At 39.1% G+C, this 21,892-nt stretch carries 18 protein-coding genes; 17 read left to right on the forward strand and 1 reads right to left on the reverse strand.

Annotated features, from left to right (window positions below):
- Positions 1–262 precede the first annotated feature (262 nt).
- The 17 genes from hpsA (at position 263) to H6G79_RS10895 (ending at position 21,467) form a co-directional block, all read left to right on the forward strand.
- Positions 263–4,954, forward strand: coding sequence for a hormogonium polysaccharide biosynthesis protein HpsA (gene hpsA / locus H6G79_RS10815; RefSeq protein ID WP_190588649.1), 4,692 nt, complete (start codon positions 263–265; stop codon positions 4,952–4,954).
- A gap of 135 nt (positions 4,955–5,089) precedes the next feature.
- Positions 5,090–5,734, forward strand: a complete 645-nt coding sequence (gene hpsB, locus H6G79_RS10820) for a hormogonium polysaccharide secretion pseudopilin HpsB (RefSeq protein WP_190588650.1) — start codon at positions 5,090–5,092, stop codon at positions 5,732–5,734.
- 62 nt (positions 5,735–5,796) lie between these two features.
- Complete coding sequence (hpsC, locus tag H6G79_RS10825; protein ID WP_190588651.1) at positions 5,797–6,759, forward strand: hormogonium polysaccharide secretion pseudopilin HpsC; 963 nt, start codon at positions 5,797–5,799, stop codon at positions 6,757–6,759.
- 36 nt (positions 6,760–6,795) lie between these two features.
- Positions 6,796–7,500 carry a Tfp pilus assembly protein FimT/FimU gene (locus H6G79_RS10830; RefSeq protein ID WP_190588652.1) on the forward strand — a complete coding sequence of 235 codons (705 nt, stop codon included), beginning with the start codon at positions 6,796–6,798 and terminating at the stop codon, positions 7,498–7,500.
- A 210-nt stretch (positions 7,501–7,710) separates the two neighbouring features.
- Positions 7,711–8,676 carry a hormogonium polysaccharide biosynthesis glycosyltransferase HpsE gene (gene hpsE, locus H6G79_RS10835; protein ID WP_190588653.1) on the forward strand — a complete coding sequence of 322 codons (966 nt, stop codon included), beginning with the start codon at positions 7,711–7,713 and terminating at the stop codon, positions 8,674–8,676.
- Positions 8,677–8,681: 5 nt separating this feature from the next.
- A complete protein-coding gene (hpsE, locus tag H6G79_RS10840; protein WP_190588654.1) occupies positions 8,682–9,677 on the forward strand; it encodes a hormogonium polysaccharide biosynthesis glycosyltransferase HpsE in 996 nt (331 codons plus the stop codon).
- Positions 9,674–10,645: a glycosyltransferase gene (locus tag H6G79_RS10845; RefSeq protein ID WP_190588655.1), complete on the forward strand. Its 972-nt coding sequence runs from the start codon at positions 9,674–9,676 to the stop codon at positions 10,643–10,645. The genes hpsE (H6G79_RS10840) and H6G79_RS10845 overlap by 4 nt, the downstream gene beginning before the upstream one ends.
- Positions 10,646–10,744: 99 nt before the next feature.
- The gene (locus H6G79_RS10850; RefSeq protein ID WP_313933906.1) at positions 10,745–11,347 is read left to right on the forward strand and encodes a type II secretion system protein; all 603 of its coding nucleotides are present in this window, start codon (positions 10,745–10,747) and stop codon (positions 11,345–11,347) included.
- A 33-nt stretch (positions 11,348–11,380) separates the two neighbouring features.
- A complete protein-coding gene (locus H6G79_RS10855; RefSeq protein ID WP_190588657.1) occupies positions 11,381–12,043 on the forward strand; it encodes a TIGR04282 family arsenosugar biosynthesis glycosyltransferase in 663 nt (220 codons plus the stop codon).
- 254 nt (positions 12,044–12,297) lie between these two features.
- Positions 12,298–13,134 (forward strand): HpsJ family protein, encoded by an 837-nt coding sequence (locus tag H6G79_RS10860; RefSeq protein WP_190588658.1) that lies wholly within the window; start codon positions 12,298–12,300, stop codon positions 13,132–13,134.
- 94 nt (positions 13,135–13,228) lie between these two features.
- A complete protein-coding gene (locus H6G79_RS10865; RefSeq protein WP_190588659.1) occupies positions 13,229–14,119 on the forward strand; it encodes a glycosyltransferase family 2 protein in 891 nt (296 codons plus the stop codon).
- Between the two features lie 592 nt (positions 14,120–14,711).
- Complete coding sequence (locus tag H6G79_RS10870) at positions 14,712–15,434, forward strand: DUF502 domain-containing protein (RefSeq protein ID WP_190588660.1); 723 nt, start codon at positions 14,712–14,714, stop codon at positions 15,432–15,434.
- 103 nt (positions 15,435–15,537) lie between these two features.
- The gene (nusB, locus tag H6G79_RS10875) at positions 15,538–16,179 is read left to right on the forward strand and encodes a transcription antitermination factor NusB (RefSeq protein WP_190588661.1); all 642 of its coding nucleotides are present in this window, start codon (positions 15,538–15,540) and stop codon (positions 16,177–16,179) included.
- Positions 16,180–16,394: 215 nt separating this feature from the next.
- Positions 16,395–17,957, forward strand: a complete 1,563-nt coding sequence (ftsY, locus tag H6G79_RS10880; protein WP_190588662.1) for a signal recognition particle-docking protein FtsY — start codon at positions 16,395–16,397, stop codon at positions 17,955–17,957.
- A gap of 757 nt (positions 17,958–18,714) precedes the next feature.
- The gene (locus tag H6G79_RS10885) at positions 18,715–20,106 is read left to right on the forward strand and encodes a SpoIIE family protein phosphatase (RefSeq protein WP_190588663.1); all 1,392 of its coding nucleotides are present in this window, start codon (positions 18,715–18,717) and stop codon (positions 20,104–20,106) included.
- Positions 20,107–20,221: 115 nt separating this feature from the next.
- Positions 20,222–20,767 carry a photosystem II reaction center PsbP gene (gene psbP / locus H6G79_RS10890; protein ID WP_190588664.1) on the forward strand — a complete coding sequence of 182 codons (546 nt, stop codon included), beginning with the start codon at positions 20,222–20,224 and terminating at the stop codon, positions 20,765–20,767.
- A gap of 106 nt (positions 20,768–20,873) precedes the next feature.
- Complete coding sequence (locus H6G79_RS10895; protein WP_190588894.1) at positions 20,874–21,467, forward strand: nucleoside triphosphate pyrophosphatase; 594 nt, start codon at positions 20,874–20,876, stop codon at positions 21,465–21,467.
- Positions 21,468–21,529: 62 nt separating this feature from the next.
- On the opposite strand, the gene H6G79_RS10900 is transcribed toward H6G79_RS10895, so the two are convergent.
- Positions 21,530–21,787, reverse strand: coding sequence for a hypothetical protein (locus H6G79_RS10900; RefSeq protein WP_190588665.1), 258 nt, complete (start codon positions 21,785–21,787; stop codon positions 21,530–21,532).
- Positions 21,788–21,892: the final 105 nt, after the last annotated feature.

Below are 21,892 nucleotides of genomic sequence, written 5' to 3' on the forward strand. Positions count from 1 at the left end.
GCCTACGTATTTTATCCCAGATCAGCAACAAATTCATTGAGGTGGAAAAATCAGTATTTTCCAGAAAATATAAAAAGTTTAGCAATGGTATAACTTAAAAATCATTGTCTGGTGTTTTACTGTGTTGAGATATTAACTCAACAGGTTAAGCAAGAATTAGCATCAATAAAAAAATTATTTAACCTGAAGAATCACTCAACAGGTAAATTTCACAATTGCCCAAAAATCAACTAGCATCAAACCACTTGACAGGAAAGCAGCTATGTCTTTAAAACGCCAGCTAGTCAAGACTATCAAAATCATCTCCAAAACACTTAGTAAGTACTCTTTATTCACGTTAAAAAAGCAGATTAATTGGCTGCTACGGACTTTATTTCTCAGTAGGAGACGACGAGACTCTGTAAATGCTGGTTTTGTATTGCCAACAGTGGCGATGGTTGCGCTGGTAGTTGTTTTATTGACTACCGCCATTTTATTTAGGTCTTTTGAAAGAGCTAAAAATGCTAGTAACGTGCGAGTGAATGAAGTTGTGCTACAAGCTGCAACTCCCGCCTTGGAGCGTGCTAAAGCAAAACTTAATGCACTATTCACTGACCCTACATTACCAAGAGCAGTACCATCTGATGCAACCCTTTATAAAACCTTAGTGACTAAACTAAGTAACTACACATTAGGTGACGAAACTTCAGTAACATTAGGATATGACATAGATGGAGATAAAACTATCGAAGCTCCCACTGATGGAGCCTTAGAATCTAAGGAAGTACTAGAAACAGCGTGGAAATTCCCTGTAGATACTGATAATGATGGTAAATTTGATAGTTTTACTCTCTATGGTGTTTACTTTCGTAACCCCGCTTACGTTGGTAGTGATCCTGAGCGGAAACGTAGTCCTCTTGAGGCCAGAACTGCTCCAGTATTAGGGAAAGTGTGTGATGCTAGTGGCAGTACCAGTGCAAGTTTAGTTGGTAGTTCTAGTTGGTATAAAGTCATCACTGGAGAATTGAAAAAGAGCTTTTTTATCTACGCCGCTACAGTTCCTATCACGGATATTAGTACTTTTGACACGACTATTCAGAGTAAATATAAAGCTTACAAAGGTAACTTTGGCTTTTCAGCTATAGAATTGCAACAAGATCGCAAACAACTACCACTGACCAACAATGCCGTAGTTTATGAAGATGATTTAGAGATTACACCAGGCCCTGCTTTAAATTTGAATGGACGGATTTTTACTAATAGTAATTTCTTTAACAGACAAGCTACAGGTAGTGGTACTGGCTCAATTAAATTCTATCAAGTCAGCAGTACAGAGTCTTGCTACTACGATCGCGAAAATGGCAAAATAATTATTGGTGGTAACGTAGCGACAAATACTGCCATAGCTGAGAACTACGATAAAATCGACAGTAGCACCGTAGATTTATTCAAGGAAAATTCTACTCCTACCAATACAAAGCTAACAGTAGAAACAAATCAATCTACTAATAACTTACCCAACGAAGTTGCCTACAACAGCCAAGCTTACGCAGAACGCATTGATTTCTTGGTCAAAGCTCAATTCAGTCGGGATAAAGGTAATGATCCGCAGGTAGTCAAGGATAACATCTATAATCGCATAACCAAAGACCCTGGCTTAGACACAGATAAAGTCAGAAAAGAAGAATTAGAAGTCTACTTCCGTCAGCGTACTAGGCGTGTACCATTCAAGGAAGTTCCTTTAGGTACATCTGGACTCACTAAAACTGGTACTACTTTATATACATCTAGTGAAGTTCTACAAGGTGATAATGATTCGCTACGTCCGCTAGATGCTTGGGTATACCCCACAGATACAAACACTCAGTTAACCATAGATAAATCCCAGTTACCAGCCACTGATCCAGAAACCGTTGACCAGAATCCTGTTACAGAAGTACTAATAGGCGATCGCATTCTTGTAGGTAACAACCTACCTGAATTGCGATGGAATAGCACTCGCCAGGAATTTGTTGGTGAAGATGTTACAGAAGAAATTTCTGGAGAAAAATGGAAACAAAAAGATGGTAAAACCGATAGCAACAAAACACGTACCCGTACAACCCGCGTCAGACAGTTAGCAGACCTTGGTGTTACAGGACGGGACGGCTATTGGGAAACATCAGCTGCTAGTATTCGTGCTGATGCAGTAGATGTAGTTGGTGGTTTGCGAATAATTACAGGTGCAGGAGTATACAGCCCAGCAGGTTCTAATTTACCAGCACCGCCCACAGCTACTGATAATCCTAATACAACGGAAAAAGAAAACAACGCACCCGTTGTATGGCCTGATACCATGCCAATGGTAGTACCAGATCCTAGTGACCCCACCAATCCTAGCAAACAAACTCGTGGTCATTTGGTCATGCGTGCTACGGCAGTTTATCACTACAATAAAGACCCTTACGATCCAAAAACTGGTGATAACTATCAAAAGCCAATTGCTTGCGTTAGTAGCTACTACAACCCTACAAATTTAACCACTGCAACAACTGATGGTTATGACCCTAATGACGCAACTAAGATAGACAAATCTAATAATGGCTTTAGTTATGAGGTTTCTAAGACATCATCTGCCGATATTACCAGAGGGCTAACTACAGATGCCAATGGGTTATTTAGCACTTCTGCTACTGCTGCTGATGTAGCTAAAAAAACTGTTGGTTTGGCAGAACGCTTGAAGTATCAAGCTAACTTGGTATTCCCTAATGGACAATTTGTTAATCCCCTCTTGCGTCAGGCTTTGAAAAAAGCAACATCTAAACCCCTCAGCCTGTCAGAGCAAGCAGCCATTGATTCTACCATTTGTGCCTTAGAAATTGCTGATGGTACTCTTACGCGGAATGCAACTTTAGTTCCTAATGATGCGATTAAAGAAACAGCCTTTCTTGACGCTAGGCAAATCAAAAGCATAGATAAACTGACACCAGCAACGGGACAATATGACCTGGAAATGGAACAACGTCAGCCTTTAGAAATTCGTGCCACTAAAATTGATCTAGATATACTTCGTAAGCAAGCAATTACTGATACCTGGTCTGATGAATACCTGTTGCCTAATAGTGGCGTTATTTATGCTACCCGTGATGATGCTAAAGCCGATAGCAGCGATTCAAGTGCTAACGTCAGTGCCACCGACTATAAACTTGATCCCAACCGCCGCCCCAACGCCATTATGTTGGTTAATGGCGCAGATTTAAGTCGAAAAACAGATTACAGAGCAGAAGAAAAAGGCTTAATTCTCACTACAGATTTACCAGTTTATATTCAGGGTGAGTTTAATAAACACGAACACGAAGAATTTACTGACTATACCCTGAGTTCTAGCGATTACTGGAGTAATTTTTATAAACGTAAATCAACGAATACCAACTTCGCTTGCCGTCCTAACGATCCGAGATTACCTAAATGTGATAAAGGTGAAAAATGGCGACCTGCTTCTGTTTTAGCTGACGCTGTTACTTTATTGTCAAGCAACTTTAAGGAAGGGTATCGCAGCGATGGTGACTTTGATTTGAGAAACAACCGCACCGATACTAGTGATGCAGCCACAGTCAAAAACAATCGTCTGAAAAGTGGTTTTTGGGACAACAACTTTGTTACTTCCCGCAATTTCACAGATACTCTTTATTCAAGTAGTAATACTGCTGCTGGTGCTAACAGTTCCTACTTCAATAATTTCGTCACTCCTATTCAGCGCCGTGTTAACTTTCCAGAGTACGTCATGGAGATGTGTTTTAAGTTAGATGTTGCTGAATGTAGTGCAACTGATTGGTATATCGGTTTAGATGCAGATACAACTAAAAAATCTAGTGATGTAGTCGGTCAAGATGTTGGAAAACTAATAGCTGGAACAACCGCAAAAGCAGCAAAAATAATCGACCAGGGAAAATCAACAGAAAAAGATTATACAAAATTTCCTCGTCGAGTTGCATTCAAACGAGATTCGAGTGGTAGGTTACTTGATGTAGATAACAACATAATCAATCCAACAGCAATTACTAAACCTCCTGTCGCTTTAGGAATTGTATCAGGTAAAGTTGATGCTTCAGGATCTGTACCTAACGCAACAGATAATGCTCTCTGGTTTACAACTGTAGAGAAAAATCAGAATGCCAACCCGCCACTATTAACGAGAAAGTACTACAACAAAGAAACTCGCCTATTCTACAGATTCGCAACTGGTGCTACATCAACTGATCAACCGATTTTAGAGCCAATTTTGCAAATCAACGTACCTAAAGCCACCCCTTCAGACGAAAAAGACTACGGCAAAATAACTGACTTAGGTACAGAAAGTGAGCGTGTCAAGAATACTAAGTGGTTGCCTAAAGCTACAGAAACTACATTTAACTTGGTAATTGCTGCTGGTGATACCCCAATTCGTGTTGGCAACACTACTAATCCTTACTATGAAATTAATGGAGGCTTACATAACTTTCCTCGCTTTTTAGAGAACTGGGATGATGTTAAAGCTAATATTCTTGGTTCATTTATCCAGTTTAAACGTAGTATTTACGCTACGGCTCCTTTCCAAGTATTTGTAAGGCCATCTCCAAGCGGCAACGCTGTTGCCAACAGTTTATTTTCAGAACGTCAGAATAGCTACTATCACTCAGACAGTGCGGGTATAGGACTAGCACCTTATTACATGCCACCTTTACGTAACTGGGGTTTTGATGTAGGACTCTTATCACAAACTCCAGACTTGTTTGCCCAACGCTTTGTAATTCCCACCACTGACCCACCAGATGAATACTATCGAGAAGTGTCACGGGATGATCCTTGGGTGCAAGCTCTGTTATGTGCAGTTCAGGACACAACGACAAAAGACGGATTCGGTACTGGATTTGAGATACAAATAGAATCCAGTAAGAAAAAGAGTACTAAATATGCTCTACCAAAAAATCAACGTCCTAGCCAGTGTCAAAATTAAACCCGATTAAAAAGAATCGGTAGCAATTACTCTCCCAGCTTATTTGTAATAAATACACTGGGAGAGGACAAATTAAATAACTCAAAAGCAAATTTAATCATGAGTTGAAGTCAAAAATTAGCTGAATTGGTAACTATGAAATCACATCAATTACTACGATTATTTACTTATTCAGACGAGTCTGGTTTTACCATTATTGAATCACTAGTAGCTCTACTTGTAGCCGCAATTTTGTTAACTGCCATTGCACCAGTATTAGTTATGTCTACAGCGACTCGCCTACAAAGCAGACGTGTAGAACTAGCAACTCAAGCTGCAAAAACATACATAGATGGTGTTCAAGCTAGAACCATAGATCCTCCAGCAGAGACAAATACAACACCATCTGGTGTTCCCACAGCAGGAAGCCTTACCTGTGATGCAAATAAATACTGTATTGTACCTGCAACACCAGCCAACAATTTATTTTGTATAGATGGCAATACTGATGGCAAATGTACGAGTGATAACAGCCGGGATTTTGTAATTCAAGCATTTCGTTATAACAAAGCAACAACCGATGCAACAGCAGGATATCAACTAGAAATAAGGGTTTACAGAGCAGATGGCTTTCGAGACAGTAGTGCTTTGGGAAAAAATGCCCCCAATAAGGTAACACAAAAGACAGTTGCAGAAGGATTAGGCGATCGCAAAGCACCATTACTAGAAATAACCACTGATGTTGTTACAGGGCAACCTTCATACAACAATTTATGTCTTCGCATTGGTGGTTGTAGTTAAAAATTCATGGTTCTAGATAAATTCCAGTAACCAAAATATTTTATTTCGGAGGTACCATTACAATGAACGTATTGCAGTGGCTTTTAAAAAAACAATTCAATTATTTTTATAAACAATCAACAAATGATGGTTTTACATTAATTGAACTTTTAGTCGCTATGCTATTAGCAGTGTTAGTTATTACTCCTTTGATGGGGGTAATGATAAGTATGTTAGAAACAGATCGCAGAGAACAAGCTAAAGCAAACTCTGAGCAAGAAATTCAAGCCGCCACTGATTATATTGCACGCGATCTACAACAAGCTATTTACATTTATGATGCTACAGGAGTTGACGCTATTAAAAGTCAATTACCTACAGTCACAAATGGAATCCCTGTATTAGTATTTTGGAAACGTGAAATTTCCAAAGATGCGGTAGTTACAAAACTCAAAGACAAGACATTTTATGATGATGCTTTTGTTAACTCTTTAGTTGCTTACTATTTAATTCAAGACAAGGCAAAGCCTTGGTCTAAGGCTGCTAGAATTGCTAGATTTCAGATTAAAGATGGTGTACTTAATAAAAATGGTAGCAAGTGTACTAAAGCTTATGATACAACTAGCATCTTTAGTCAATGTCCTGATGATGGATTTCAAGTATTAAATCTTTCTCAAAAAGATAAAACTTTAGCAGAAAAAATGAATAGTTGGACTAAAACATCACAAGCATATACCCAAAAACCTATAGTTTTGATAGATTTTGTTGATCAAAGTGCTACTACAAATAATAAGGAAGTACCAAGTGCAAGTTGTCCATCTAATATGGTAGTAGTTCCAACCGGTATAACAATGACAGGTTTTTATGCTTGTGTTACTTCTTTGACTGAAGAAAATCGCAGTATTGCTGAAATTTACTTACGTGGAAATGCACTAGCTCGACTGACTGATGATGAAAGCAAAATAATTTACTCTAAGGCACAAAATGTTTATTTTCCCACAACTAAAATTCGTGTAGAAGGACGCAGTTTTATATTTAGTAAATAAATATCTAATTTCTGTAAAATTCTGTAATTTTGAACTATGAAAAGCAAGAAAAATACCGATGTTTTAATGTCAAAGCTAGGCTTTTCCCTGGCACATGAATTTATCCAAATCAAAAAACTTAACTATAACCATAATGAAGCAACTACAAGTGATGATGGTTTTTCACTTATAGAAATAATCGTAGTCTTTCTAATGATTGGTATTTTAGCAGCGATCGCCCTTCCTAGCTGGTTTAGTTTTGTTAACCGACAGCAGGTAAATAAAGCCAATGATGCTGTTTTAGCAGCAATACAAGAAGCACAGCAACAAGCTAAACAGAAAAAACTAAGTTACAGTGTCAGCTTTCAGAAAAATAGCACAACCAAAGTTATAGAAGTTGCTATTTATCGCACGAAAAAAGATGATGGTACTGATTTCAAGTCTAGTGAAATTGCATGGAAGCCTTTATTAGCAGAATTAAATGTTGCTTCTAATAAATTTTTACTTGGTTCAAATCTTACTAGTGAAAACACTGCTGGTTCTTCCGTCTCATATAGTTTAACTGCACCTACAAAAATTACCTTTGACTATATGGGGACTTTGACTTTACCTACAAACTTTGGTACACCACCAACAGGTTCTACAGAACCACCCGGATTAAAAATTGTCGTTGCTGCATCTAACAATACTATAAAGCGATGTGTGATAGTAAAAAGCATTTTAGGCTCAACTCTCAAAGTCAGAGATAGTGAGTGTAATTAAAATTTAGCAAAAAAATCCATAAAAATACGGTACATATAACTACGTTTTGATAGCAAAATTGTAATATCAGGTACAGATTACCGAGTTTAAATCTTACCTGTTTAGCAATTGATTAATTAAAATAAACAACACTCTATTTAGGAGTGTTGTACATACATTTTATTCTTCACATTTTTAAAGTAGAATCTCAAAAAAAACAACCATCAAGACATGACTAAAAGCCTAGATTTTACCGTTGCTATTCCAACTTACAATGGAGCAGTTCGCCTACCTGAACTACTAGAAAGACTGCGAAATCAACAACATACTGAAAATATCACTTGGGAAATTATTGTTGTAGACAATAACAGTACAGATAATACTGCCGAAGTTGTTCAAAGTTATCAAGCAAATTGGCGATATCCCTATCCTTTAAAGTATGTATTTGAAGCCAAACAAGGAGCAGCTTACGCACGAAAACGTGGAGTAGCAGAAGCTTCAGGTAAATTGATAGGGTTTCTTGATGACGATAACTACCCGCTATTAAATTGGGTAGCAGAGGCTTATACTTTTGCTCAAAAATACCCCCAAGCTGGAGCTTATGGTAGTCAAATTCATCCAGATTGGGAAACAGAACCATCAGAAGATTTTCAAAGACGTATTGCTCCTTTTTTAGCAATTACAGAACGTGGAGATGTACCTTTACTCTACGAACCTAAAAAGAAATTATTACCTCCCTCTGCGGGACTAGTTGTGAGGCGACAAGCTTGGTTAGAAAGCGTACCACAAAAAACCATATTAACTGGTAGAACCCCTGGTAATATGCTCACTAGTGAAGATTTAGAAGTACTATGTTACATCCAAAAGGCAGGATGGGAAGTTTGGTATCACCCCAGTATGGAAATTTATCATCAAATACCAAATTCTAGATTGCAAAAAGATTATTTACTTCCTTTTTTTGCAGGAATTGGACTTAGCCGCTACGTTACTAGAATGATTAACATACAACCTGCACATAAACCAATTGTACTTCTGATTTATATGCTAAATGACTTACGCAAAATTATAGCTCACTTGCTTAGACATGGCACAAAAATCAAAATTGATTTAGTGGTAGCTTGTGAAATGGAATTATTCATAAGTAGTTTTATTAGTCCATTTTATTTATTTAATGAAGGTTATTTTAACTCTAAATAATTATTATGAATGAGATATTGAAAAATAACTATGATATTACTGTAGCTATTCCTACATACAATGGAGCTAGTCGATTACCTAAACTTCTAGATTTGCTTTTGACTCAAGTAAATGTAGAGAATCTACAATGGGAAATTATTATTATTGATAATAATAGTTCAGACAATACTGAATTTATAATTCGGGACTATCAAAAGCTTTTTAGCCATAAGGTGCCAGTAAAATACTTTTTAGAAACTCAGCAAGGTGCTGCGTTTGCAAGATTAAGAGCAATATACGAGGCCAAAAGTGAGCTAGTAGCTTTTTTAGATGACGATAATTTACCCGATCTTAATTGGTTAGCAGAAGCTTATGCTTTTGGAGATATATATCCTCAAGCTGGCGCTTGGAGTGGTCAAATTCATGGTAATTATGAAGTAAAACCACCAGAAAATTTTGAAAAAATTCAAGGTTTTCTTGCTATCAGAGAACACGGAAGTGAAGCACATCAATTTGAACCAGATAAGTTAAGGCTACCACCTGCGGCAGCACTTGTTGTCCGCAAACAAGTGTGGCGTGATTATGTTCCGCAGAAACCGTCATTGACTGGAAAATTACCTGGTGTATTTGTTCAAGGAGATGATTATGAACCATTGCTTTACATACACCGAGGTGGTTGGCAAATTTGGTATAACCCCAACATGCACACTTATCATCAAATTCCTCACTGGCGATTTGAGAAGAGTTATTTGTTAAATTTGGCTCGTGGTTGCGGTTTGTGTATTTTCCAACTCCGGTTAATCAATGCTAAAAATTGGCAAAAACCAATGATTTTATGCAAAACTATTTTGGGAAATTTGCGGCGAATTTTAAATCATCTGATTAAGTACAGAAGAGGTTTAAGCAGTAATTTGATTGCACTCTTTGAGATAGAGTTTTATTGGGCTAGTATGATGAGTCCTTTATATGCTTTACGATGCTACTTGTCTAATAAATTTGTAGATAACTTAGATAAATTATGACCAGTGTCATTCAAAATATTCCCAAAATTTCTGTAATTATTCCAACTTATAACAGCGAAAGAACTATTAAAACAACTATAGATTCTGTATTGAGCCAGAGTTTTACAGATTTTGAGTTGATTGTCATTAATGATGGTTCGACAGATTCAACTTTAGATATTGCTTCACAAATTCAAGACTCACGCCTTAAGGTATTTTCTTTTGAGAATGCTGGTGGTAATGTCAGCCGCAACCGAGGACTACAGAAAGCAGTTGGAGAATTTATTAGTTTCTTAGATGCGGATGATGTTTGGACATCTGATAAGTTGGTAAGTCAGTTAGAGGCTTTGCAAGATAATATTGATGCGAAGGTTGCTTATAGCTGGACTGATTATATAGATGAAAATGGTAAATTTTTAGTTTCAGGAAGTCATATTACTGTTAATGGTGATGTGTATGAGAGATTGTTAGTAAGTAACTTTTTAGAAAATGGTTCTAATCCATTAATTTATAGAGAAGCTTTAATTGAATTAGGCGGTTTTGATGAATCACTAAGTGCTGCTCAAGATTGGGATATGTGGTTGCGGTTAGCTGCTAGATATTCTTTTGTTTGTGTCCCGAAAGTGCAAATTTTGTATAGAGTCAGTGCTAATTCGTTATCTTCTAATTTAGTTAGACAAGAAAAGGCTTGTTTATATGTCTTAGAAGGTGCATATCATACTAGAGAATTAGTAAATAAAAATGTTTGGAATTTAAGCCTAACTAACCTTTATAAATATCTAGTATGTAAATCTCTCCAAGAACCATTTAATCGAAAAAAAGGAATATTGGCTGCTAGGTTCTTATACTTATTTTTTATTTACGATACTGCAAGATTAAAGCGAGTTAATTTTACGTTTAAGTTACTACTTAAAATTGCTATAATAGTTATTCTACCAACAAAAATATCAACAAAAATACTTAACAAAATCATAATGAAAACTGCATAGCTTTTGGAAATTAAACTTGGTACGTGATCATTAAATTAATTGTAGAAGTATTTTCAGGTGCATTTATTTTATAGGGGTAAGTTAAAAAATATCTTATATGTGGACTCCTGTAGTGGCTTTACATTACCGGAGATTTTAGTAATTGTTTTAATGTTTGGTATTTTAGCTGGGCTGGTCTTACCAAATTGGTTAGCTTTTGTAGATAGAAGTCGTCTTAATACTGCTCAAGATAAAGTTTATTTGGCTATGCGTCAAGCTCAAAGCCAAGCTCTAAAAGAAAAAGTGAGTTGGCAAGTAAGTTTTCGTGAGGAAAATAATGTTGTGAAGTGGGCAGTTCATCGAGCAGATGCTAATTTTTTTATTTCTGATGCTGTGAATAATAATGCCAATTTATGGCAGAATTTAGAAACTAATATTCTGATTGATAAAAGTTTAAATAATCGCAATACATCTGAGACGACTGTACCAAAACATACTTCTCAAGCAATTTGGCGTGTTGTTTTTAACCACCAAGGTTGTCCAGTTTATCAGCCTGGAGACGAATGTACTAATACATCACTGCGAACGTTAGGACAAATTACTTTATACAGTTATAAAACTGGCAAGGCTAGGCGATGTGTCTATGTTTCTACGATTTTAGGCGCAATGCGAAAGGGCAGAGAACGTTCTAGTGCTAATGAAAACGATAAGTATTGCTATTAAAATATTTGAGTCGCTAACAGTTAAGGTTATTACGTGCTGAAATTATCAGAAGTCCAAAAGCAGCACTTGATTATTTTTACGCGCTATCCAGAACCAGGAAAGACCAAAACTCGGCTGATACCAGCTTTGGGTAGTGTTGGTGCTGCTCATCTGCAACAGCAAATGACAGAATATACTCTGTTGCAAGTTGGAGAATTACAAAAGACGATTGGTGTTTCTGTGGAAGTGCGGTTTGCTGGTGGTAGTTTGGAGTTAATGCAAGATTGGTTGGGTGGGGAATTACTTTACGCATCTCAAGGTGAAGGCGATTTAGGTAAAAGGATGGCGCGATCGCTGGTTGATAGTTTCCGCAAAAATGCTGAATATATAATTATCATTGGTAGCGATTGTCCTGGTTTGACATCTCAAATTTTGGCAACAGCTTTTCAAGAACTACAAACTGTTGATTTGGTACTAGGGCCAGCTATTGACGGTGGTTACTACTTAATTGGTGTGCGTCGCTTCATCCCGGAATTATTCGCTAACATCGATTGGGGAACTTCTCAGGTATTACAACAAACTGTAGATATTGCGGCTGACTTGGGTGTCTCATCTATATACTTACCAACTTTAGCTGATGTTGACCGACCAGAGGATTTGTCTATTTGGCAGGAAGTGCTTCAGCAGTCAGTTTATTTGCGAAAAACCAGAGAGTAGAAGCTGAAAATAAAAGTTGTTTTTTTGATTAATATCAGCTAATCTCGTATCTTCAAACACCATGTATTTTCTGAAGACACTCAAGTTAACTAGTGCTACCGTGGTGTAGTTTCAAACCTACAGGTATCCACTAGGATTACCTTTGCCTTTTCTATATAAGAGATAGTTTTATTGAACAGGCAGAGTTACAGGAACAATATTCCAGTAACTTTAAATAGGACAATCACTCTGACTCACTATTAAGTTTGGAAAATATGACTAATCGTTTTACTTCCGGGAACGCAGCCCTTGGTCTCAAAGTGATTGGGGCAGTTTTAATTTTGTCCTTTTTGCTGGACTTTCTAATTTTATTGCTACCCTTTCAACCTACTGATCGTGGCTGGCAAATTAACTTAGCAACAGCCCTAGTTGACCGGGGGATTGTACCTATGGTGGGCTTAGGTTCTCTGTTGATTGGCTATTGGATTGATGGTGCTAGTGATGGTGGCCCTAAAGGTATCGATTTACGATTGCCAGCGTTTATACTTTCTAGTGTCTTGGGTCTAATTTTCTTGTTGATTTTTCCCTTGCACCTGAACAATGTCAATCAAGCCAAAGCACAAACTGTCACTCAAATTACTCAAGAAGCTGATCAAGCAGAAAAACAACTAGACACCCAGTTGAATCAATTTCAGGCGCAACTCAATACAGATCAGGGGAAAGCGCAATTAGAACAACTCCGCGCCCAAGCCAGGGCGCAGTTTGCTGACTTGCTCAAAGATGATCAAAAGTATAAACAAGCTCTGGCAAATCCGCAATTGCCGCAATCACAGAAAGACTTACTCCAGAAGTTTAAAGCTAATCCGCAAGAACTGGACAAATTTATTGACCAACAAACAGATCCTCAAGCACTGGCGAATCAAAGAAAAGGACAAATTCGTCAGCGTAAGGAAGATGCAGAAAAACAAGCAAGAGACAATGCTTGGAAATCTGGCTTACGGATTGGAATTAGTAGTCTTTTATTATCTGTTGGGTACATTATTATTGGCTGGACAGGATTAAGAGGTGGCGGTGCTTTACAAACAGGTGGACGTAAAGCTGCTGCACGGTAAAAAAGTAGGGAGTAGGGAGTAGGAATTATTGTGACCCTCCTGCCTCCTGCCTCCTAAAAATTAACTGTTAGGAAAATCGCTATAAAATCTGCAAATGTTCTCAATTTACATACTGACATATAACGAAGAACTAGATATTGCACCTTGTATTGAGTCGGCAATGCTTTCGGATGACATTATAGTTGTGGATTCGTGCAGTAGCGATCGCACTGTGGAAATTGCCAGTCGCTATCCTGTACGGGTTGTGCAGCACGCTTTTGAAAGCCACGGTCGTCAACGCACTTGGATGCTAGAATCTCTACCCCCGAAATATGAGTGGGTTTATATTCTGGAAGCTGATGAACGGATGACACCCGAATTATTTGCGGAATGCACACAAGCCACACATAACCCAGATTACATTGGTTACTACGTTGCTGAACGGGTAATGTTTATGAATCGTTGGATTCGCTATAGCACCCAATATCCCCGTTATCAGATGCGTCTTTTCCGCCACGGTAAGGTCTGGTTTACAGACTATGGTCACACAGAACGAGAAGTATGTGATGGTGCTACTAGCTTTATCAAGGAAACTTACCCTCATTACACTTGCAGTAAAGGTTTGAGCCGTTGGATTGAAAAACATAATCGTTATTCTACCGATGAAGCCAAAGAAACAGTACATCAACTAGAAAATGGCACAGTTGTTTGGCGAGATTTATTTTTTGGCAAAACTGAGGTAGAAAGACGGCGTGCTTTAAAAGACTTGTCTTTGCGTTTACCAGCTAGACCTTTTTTGCGTTTTCTTTATATGTATTTTATGTTAGGTGGCTGCTTGGATGGTCGCGCTGGGATGGCTTGGTGTACTTTGCAAGCTTTTTATGAGTACCTAATTTTGTTGAAAGTCTGGGAAATGCAGCATCTACCTACACCTACCTTAGAAGAAACACTATCCCAAACTGAGAAAAGCAAGGTTGTCGCTACACAAACTGCTGGAGAGGGGTAAAAAAGGACTTACACACCAAGATTTTCTGTGGAGATTGGGTATTAAGGGTGTAAGGGTTTTGAATACCCACACCCCTTTAAATTAAAGTTTCTTTCATACTCCCTGACTACATAAGTGAATTCGGAAATCAAACCGGAGTCTTCTATTTTATTAAAATTTATAACAAAAGTTTTTCAGAAAAACATCCTTTACTTGCGGCTTAGTTCTAAACTAGTTACAAGTGGATTTTTAGTTGTCATACATAGGTTTTAGAAACATAGTCAGATTTTGAGTGATCGCGGTAGGATTAGTAATAATTAAAATATTTGCAACATTCATTTACAAGCTGTACAAAGAAAAGTAACATCCTCACAGATGGAAGAACTATCGGTAGTTAGCTATATCTTTCTGTATTCAACATCGAACTAGCGAAAAATCAATACTTTTCTGGTCTGAACAGCATATTATCAAGGTAAAAGCTATTTAGTGACAGCTTTCTAAAATAGAACAGGGTAAAAAATATTACTAGTACAGCCTTCTAACCTTGGGCGGTTGCTGGTATGAATTTCTGCTTATCTAAAGTTTCACTAGCCAAGAAAAGGAGAAACTAAGTTTGGTAATCGATCGCTTAAAGCAGGACTTGAAAAATGACCTGATAGCAGGATTGTTAGTGGTTATCCCCCTAGCAACCACCATCTGGCTCACAATCACGATCGCTAATTGGGTAATCGACTTCCTTACCCAAGTTCCCAAACAACTCAATCCCTTTGATGGGCTACACCCAATTTTAGTAAATATACTAAATTTAGCTGTGGGTCTAGCAGTACCACTGTTAAGTATTTTGTTAATTGGGTTAATGGCTCGGAATATTGCTGGGAGATGGTTATTAGATTTTGGTGAGCGAGTATTACAGGCAATTCCCTTAGCGGGACAGGTATATAAAACCTTAAAACAACTGTTAGAGACTTTACTTAAAGATTCTCCAGGCAAGTTTCGCCGTGTGGTTTTAGTTGAGTATCCCAGACAAGGCATTTGGGCGATCGCGTTTGTTACAGGTGCGATCGCCAATGAAATTCAATCCCAAATGCCTCGCCCAATGTTGAGCATTTTCATCCCAACGACACCCAACCCGACTACAGGATGGTATGCAGTAGTACCAGAAGAAGATGTGATCAATCTTTCAATGTCAATCGAAGATGCTTTTAAAGTGATTGTCTCTGGTGGAATTGTGGCACCGAATACGCCCTTACCCCCGCTAGTTTTAGGCAAAGAACAAAATTTAGCGAGTTTAACCAGGGAATCAAAACATTCAGTAATTTCCGTCGAGGAAATATAAAATTTATCCGGCAAAGACACAAGTAAATAGATATTATGAATGTCTGGCTTTGTAGCAATCAATTAAATTTTCACCCTAATTCAGTGCTTAGGCACTCACTTCCATGCAAGACCGCAAACCCCAACAAATCGCTCGTGAACTGGCGCTGTTAAGTCTCAGCCAGCTGCCAGTCAACCCTAAAAAACTCACCGAAGAACATCTGCCTAAATTGGTATTAGCAACCGTGCGTACCTTAAGGGCAGAAGTGCAAGATACCTTAGACAACGCTGCGGCGGAATTGCAACGCAGTAACGATCGCCTATTAACTAGCCAAACTCGCGCTGCTGATATGAATACTGCGAGAACCATGCTACAAGAAGCGATCTCTTATACCCAAACCGCCATCAATCAACTTGGCGCAGCAGTTGAGTTTCCCGAATTAATTCAACTCGCCAACCAAGACAGAGAAGTTGGCAGATATGCCATTCAAATTGTCAAAACCGTGAATGAGCATCGGATCTTGATTGATGAACAAATATCGGCGGCTTTGGTAGATTGGCAAGTCAACCGTCTAGCTCAAATTGACCGCGACATTCTCCGTATCGCTGTAGCTGAAATGACATTTTTAAACTTGCCTGACAGCGTAGCCATCAACGAAGCTGTTTTGTTAGCCAAACGCTACAGTGGCGATGAAGGTCATCGATTTATTAATGGAGTGCTGCGGCGATTCACAGAACAAAAAAAACTTCCTAGTGTTTTATCCTAACTTTGTAACCATTCTGAATGCTAAGTTGTGAGTTGAAGGTGAGGAGAAGTCAGGTACTTGTGAGGGATGAATTACCCCCTCCCAGTAACCCGAAATTGAGAGGTGAGGATATCCCGGAGGATTTCACCACAGGGAAGAGTAACAAATTCTATTAAACTCTTAACTTACGAACTCATAACTCCTAACTTAAATCACAACTAACACTGTTAGCAGCAATGGCTTTTAATTGGTTTCGTCGTCAATATAACGATTCTTCTGCTACTCCCTCTGAAAACCAAGAGGCAGAAAATACTCCCACACCTGTAACCGAACCAGAGGCAACCGAAACATCAAATACTAACCCAGAAACTGCACCGGATTCGGCCGCAGATTTGTTGGCGTTTGCTAAAGCTGCCTATAAAAATATCCAGCAAAAACAACAAATAGAAACTGGAGAACCAGCCCCAACAGACACGATAGCCGCAGATTCACAAGAGGTCACAAATCCCAGTCAAGAACCTGCGGCAACTATCGAAACACCACAACCAGAAGTAGCAACTACTGTTGAGGAAGTAGCTGTTACAGAAACAGAAATTACAGCCAGTACGGAAGAAGTAACATCACAAGAAACTCAGCCCACCGAGACGGCTGCATTATCTTTTTTAGAACGGGCAGCAGCAGAACGGCAAGCCAAGCAAGAACGCTTAATAGCTAGTGCCATTGAAGTTACACAACCAGAGGCACAGCCAGCAAGTGTGAGTGAAGTAACTGCCGCAGAAATGCCAGATTTGGCATTTGATGAAGGATTTGTCTGGTCAGCAGAATTATTGGCGGCTCAAGGTAGACGTGCAGAAGACATTTCGATTGAAGAAATCACCTGGCTGAAAAAGTTACGCCAAGGATTAGACAAAACCCGGCGGAACATCGTCAATCAACTAAAAGCCATTGTTGGACAAGGGCCACTCAACCAAGCAGCAGTAACCGAAATTGAATCTGTATTGTTACAAGCTGATGTGGGTGTAGAAGCCACAGATTATATTATCAGTGCTTTACAACAAAAACTGCGGGAAGAAGTTACACCTCCAGAAGAAGCGATCGCTTACTTAAAACAAATCTTACGGGATATGTTAGAGGAGCCTATTCGCAAATCTGAGAAAACCAGCTTTGCCCCAGATAAAGACAATTTAAATATTTGGTTAATTACTGGTGTAAATGGCGCTGGCAAAACCACAACCATCGGTAAAATTGCCCATTTAGCTCAAAAATCTGGCTACAGATGTTTGATTGGCGCAGCAGATACTTTTAGGGCGGCGGCTGTCGAACAAGTCAAGGTTTGGGGAAACAGAAGTGGTGTAGAAGTCATTGCCAACCCTGGTAAAAATACAGACCCCGCCGCCGTGGTGTTTGATGCGATCGCAGCCGCCCAAGCACGCAACACAGAATTATTATTAGTTGATACTGCGGGAAGATTGCAAAATAAAAAGAACTTAATGGATGAACTCACAAAAGTTCGCCGCATCATCGACAAAAAAGCCCCAAACGCCAAAATCGAATCTCTATTAGTTTTAGATGCTACCCTTGGTCAAAATGGTTTGCGCCAAGCCGAAGTATTTTCCCAAGCGGCCCAACTGAGTGGCGTAGTATTAACCAAATTGGATGGTACCGCCAAAGGTGGTGTCGCATTGGCTGTAGTCCAACAATTAGGTTTACCAATTCGCTTTATTGGGGCTGGTGAAGGAATTGAAGACTTACGCCCATTTTCTAGCTACGAGTTTGTTGAAGCTCTCTTGAGTGGCTAAATCTGTATGGGACAAACGCAAAAGTCAGGTATGTAAGAAGGGTGTAGGGGTCTAGGTATGCAAAACCCTTATACCCTTACACCCCTACACCCATTCTCAACCAGTAATCTTTTTGCGCCAGTCCCAACCTTGTAAACCCAATTGAGAACTGCTATAAATACTGAAAAAAACAAAAAAGCTCAAGTAAGTTCGTTGGTAAGTTAGCAAAAGCCTATTGTTATCAGCAAATCAGCTTGTCCAAATTTAGGAGTATATATATTGAAGTGAATTTCCAGAAAAACTGACAAATATTCTCTAAAGGTAAATTAAAAGTTAGAAAAATGCTCTAGCTGATCCAGTTAAAGTGATATTTTCCCTGAAAATTTTAAGTTATGGTTTATTTCAGTATCTGAATATTTCTCTGAGACAAGAAAAAATCTCAAAAATTGGCAAAAATAATTAATCAATTAATTAAGGAATTTTATGTTTCATGATGTATGATTTGCTAATTGACTGCCGTGAGCGTGAGAATTTTCTCAGCAATGGAGGTATTTACTGATTTATACTCATCAGCTTTTGCGTAAAAACACATGAAATTTATGTATCTGGATTTAGGTAGAAATAAAATCAGCGAATGCTATAGTTTTTTATCGCTCTCGCTTACGTCTTTCTACTCTTGCTAAATTGACTTATCTTGTCTCAATATGATTTAGCAATATTTTGCCGCAAAGAGTTATTAATCAATTGAAAATCTACTACTCTTAACTGGATATTATCTGTGCCTGTGTCTCAAGTACCCTTTCAACCTACTGATGGTAATAATAGTGCCGCGACGGATGTCACACCAGTCGTAGCACTAAAAGAACTTGTGGCAAGGTTGCATCGAGAACAGAACAAAATTCAAGATTTGCTGAGTTCTTTAGGATTTGCCCTCAGAAGCTTCAACAATTTAAATCAGTTTTTAGAACTGATTCCCTTGATGGCCACAAGGGTGACAGATGCTGATGGTAGTGCTTTATTTCTCTACAAGCCTAACGGTCAAGTTAGGTTAGAGCAACTCCACTGGCAGGATAGTCGCCAGCGCAAAAATATTCGCAAAGCTTTAGAAACAGCCAGTAGTCAAGTTACATTACTGCCCAACAGCACACCTTTGGCGAGTTCCACCGGCATATTAGATGATCAGATGCACCGCTATTTGGGGCCTGATGTGCAAATATTCGGCACGGCAATTTTAGTTAAGCATACAGAACGCGGCTGGCTCTACGTTTTAAGTCGTGACCCTGACTATAGCTGGACAGAAACCAGACAAAAGCTAGTGCGCTTGGTTGCAGACCAAACAGCAGTAGCAATTGAAAACGACGAACTAGCTGTAGAACTGCGGAAAAAAGAACGCCTAGACCAAGAATTAGAAATTGGGGCAGAAATTCAACGCCGACTTTTACCGCGTCAATGTCCGAATATTCCTGGTGTATCACTAGCAGCACGTTGTAAACCTGCTAATCGTGTGGGTGGTGATTATTACGACTTTATTCCCACCAATCATAACCAGTTGCAGTTAATTAATAGAGTGTCTCCAGAAAATAGCCGTTGGGGTTTTGTAATTGGAGATGTGATGGGGAAAGGTGTTCCCGCCGGATTAATTATGACGATGATGCGGGGAATGCTGAGGGGCGAAGTCTTACATGGCAATTCCCCGGCGGGGATTTTGCAAAATTTGAATCGAGTGATGTATGCGGATTTGGAAAATTCCCACCGCTTTGTGACGTTGTTTTATTCTGAGTACAATCCCAGAAATCGGATTTTATCTTACAGTAATGCTGCACACAATCCGCCTTTGTGGTGGCACGCAGCCACAAAAACCGTTAGCCGCTTAGATACTTTGGGGATGTTGATTGGTTTAGATGCCAACAGTCAATATGAAGATGCCCAGGCACAGTTAGAACCTGGAGATACTGTAATTTATTATACAGACGGACTGACGGATGCGGCGGCGGCTAGTGGCGATCGCTTCGATGAAGAAAACTTTGTAGCAGCCTTCAGCGCCGCTTGTCGCTATTGCAACGGGCCAGAAGAAATCGTGGATTATTTATTTAACCAAGTTCAGCAGTTTATTGGTACTGATAGGCAAAACACTGATGATATGACACTTTTGGTTTTGCAAATTGTTTAATTTTTGACAAATGACTCATCACCAATGACGAGATGAAGCGACCCCGTTGGTGGGACAATAAAAACGATACATAATGTTTAATTTTTGTTACTTCCCGCCAAAGGAATCTCTAACAATGTGGAAAAAAATTGCAATTATTTGCTTATTAATGTTGAGCTTTAGCTTGATTAATCCTGGTGTAGCTGCTGCGGCTGGATTTAAAAGCTATGTAGATACTGCTGATGGTTATCAGTTTTTATACCCTAATGGCTGGCTATCTGTGAAAGTTGCCAATGGCCCTGATATCGTATTTCATGATTTGATAGAAATCTCGGAAAATGTTTCTGTCGTGATTAGTCCGGTTCCTGAAGGTAAAACCTTAAAAGAATTGGGCGCTCCCACAGAAGTTGGTTATAAACTTGGCAAAGCGGCCCTTGCACCTCCAGATTCTGGTCGCACAGCCGAATTAGTTGATGCGCGAGAAAAGGATAATGAAGGCAAAACCTACTATATATTAGAGTATTTAGTCAAACTCCCAAATTCTCAGCAACGACATAACATCGCTAGTGTTGCTGTTAGTCGTGGCAAACTGTTTACCTTTAACGCCTCCATTCCTGAAAAACGTTGGACAAAGGTGAAACGGACGATGGAAAATGTTGTCGATTCTTTCACCGTGTATTAATTATTAATTAGGGAGTGGGGAGTAGGGAGGGAGACAAGGGGGACAAGGGAGACAGGGGAGGCAAAATGACAAATGACAAAGAACAAATGACCATTGACCAATGACAATAAATATTCCTCAATTTGTATTGGCTTCTGCTTCTCCTGCACGTCGGCGTTTGCTGCAAACGGTTGGGATTGAACCGATAGTTATACCCAGTGATTTTGATGAGTCACAAATTCAACTGAGTGATCCTGGTGAGTTAGTGCAGGTTTTAGCTCAACGTAAGGCAGAAACGATCGCACCACAGTTTCCATCAGCTTTAATTATGGGCTGTGATTCGGTTTTGGCTATTGATGGTAAGATTCATGGCAAACCAGCAGATGCAGCAGAAGCGATCGCTCGTTGGCAATTTATGCAGGGTAATATAGGCGACTTATACACAGGTCATGTGTTGATTGACACTGCCCAAAACCGGACTTTAGTTAAGTGTCAGGTGACAAGGGTTTATTTTGCAACCATGAGCGATCGCGCAATCCAAGCTTATGTCGCTACTGGCGAACCTCTCAAATGTGCTGGTGCTTTTGCTTTGGAAGGTTTTGGTAGTTTATTTGTTGAAAAAATAGCAGGCTGTCACAGTAATGTTATCGGTCTCAGTTTACCTTTGCTGCGGCAGATGTTGGCAGAACTGGGATATGAAGCCACTGATTTTTGGCAATAAATTAACTCATCACAACGGGACTTACGCCAAGTCTTCTGAAATTGAGAATTTTTGCGTAAGTCCTAAACTATTGACCCTTGACTAAGACGCAATGTCACTTCCCCATGATCTGGAACCCAAGCTAACCACTCATCGGCAGAAACTTGGCAAAGTAACAATGCTTCATCATAGCTGTATGGGCTAAGAGGTTCGACAAGGCGCACCCAGACAGCAGGTTGACATGACTTGAGGGAATTTTGACTATAGGCTTTGCTTAACCAAGCTAGGTTTTGTCTAACTGCTGGGACAGCACAATTTGGTCTTTGAGTATTAATTTGCATAACCGAAGACTCCCTGATGAATGAAAATCAAAATAATTCTGTAACTAAGACTACAAAATAAGTAATTCATTTGAAAAGTCAATGTCTTATAACTTTACGTAACTA

Source organism: Anabaena sp. FACHB-83, assembly GCF_014697485.1.
GTDB lineage: Bacteria > Cyanobacteriota > Cyanobacteriia > Cyanobacteriales > Nostocaceae > Nostoc_B.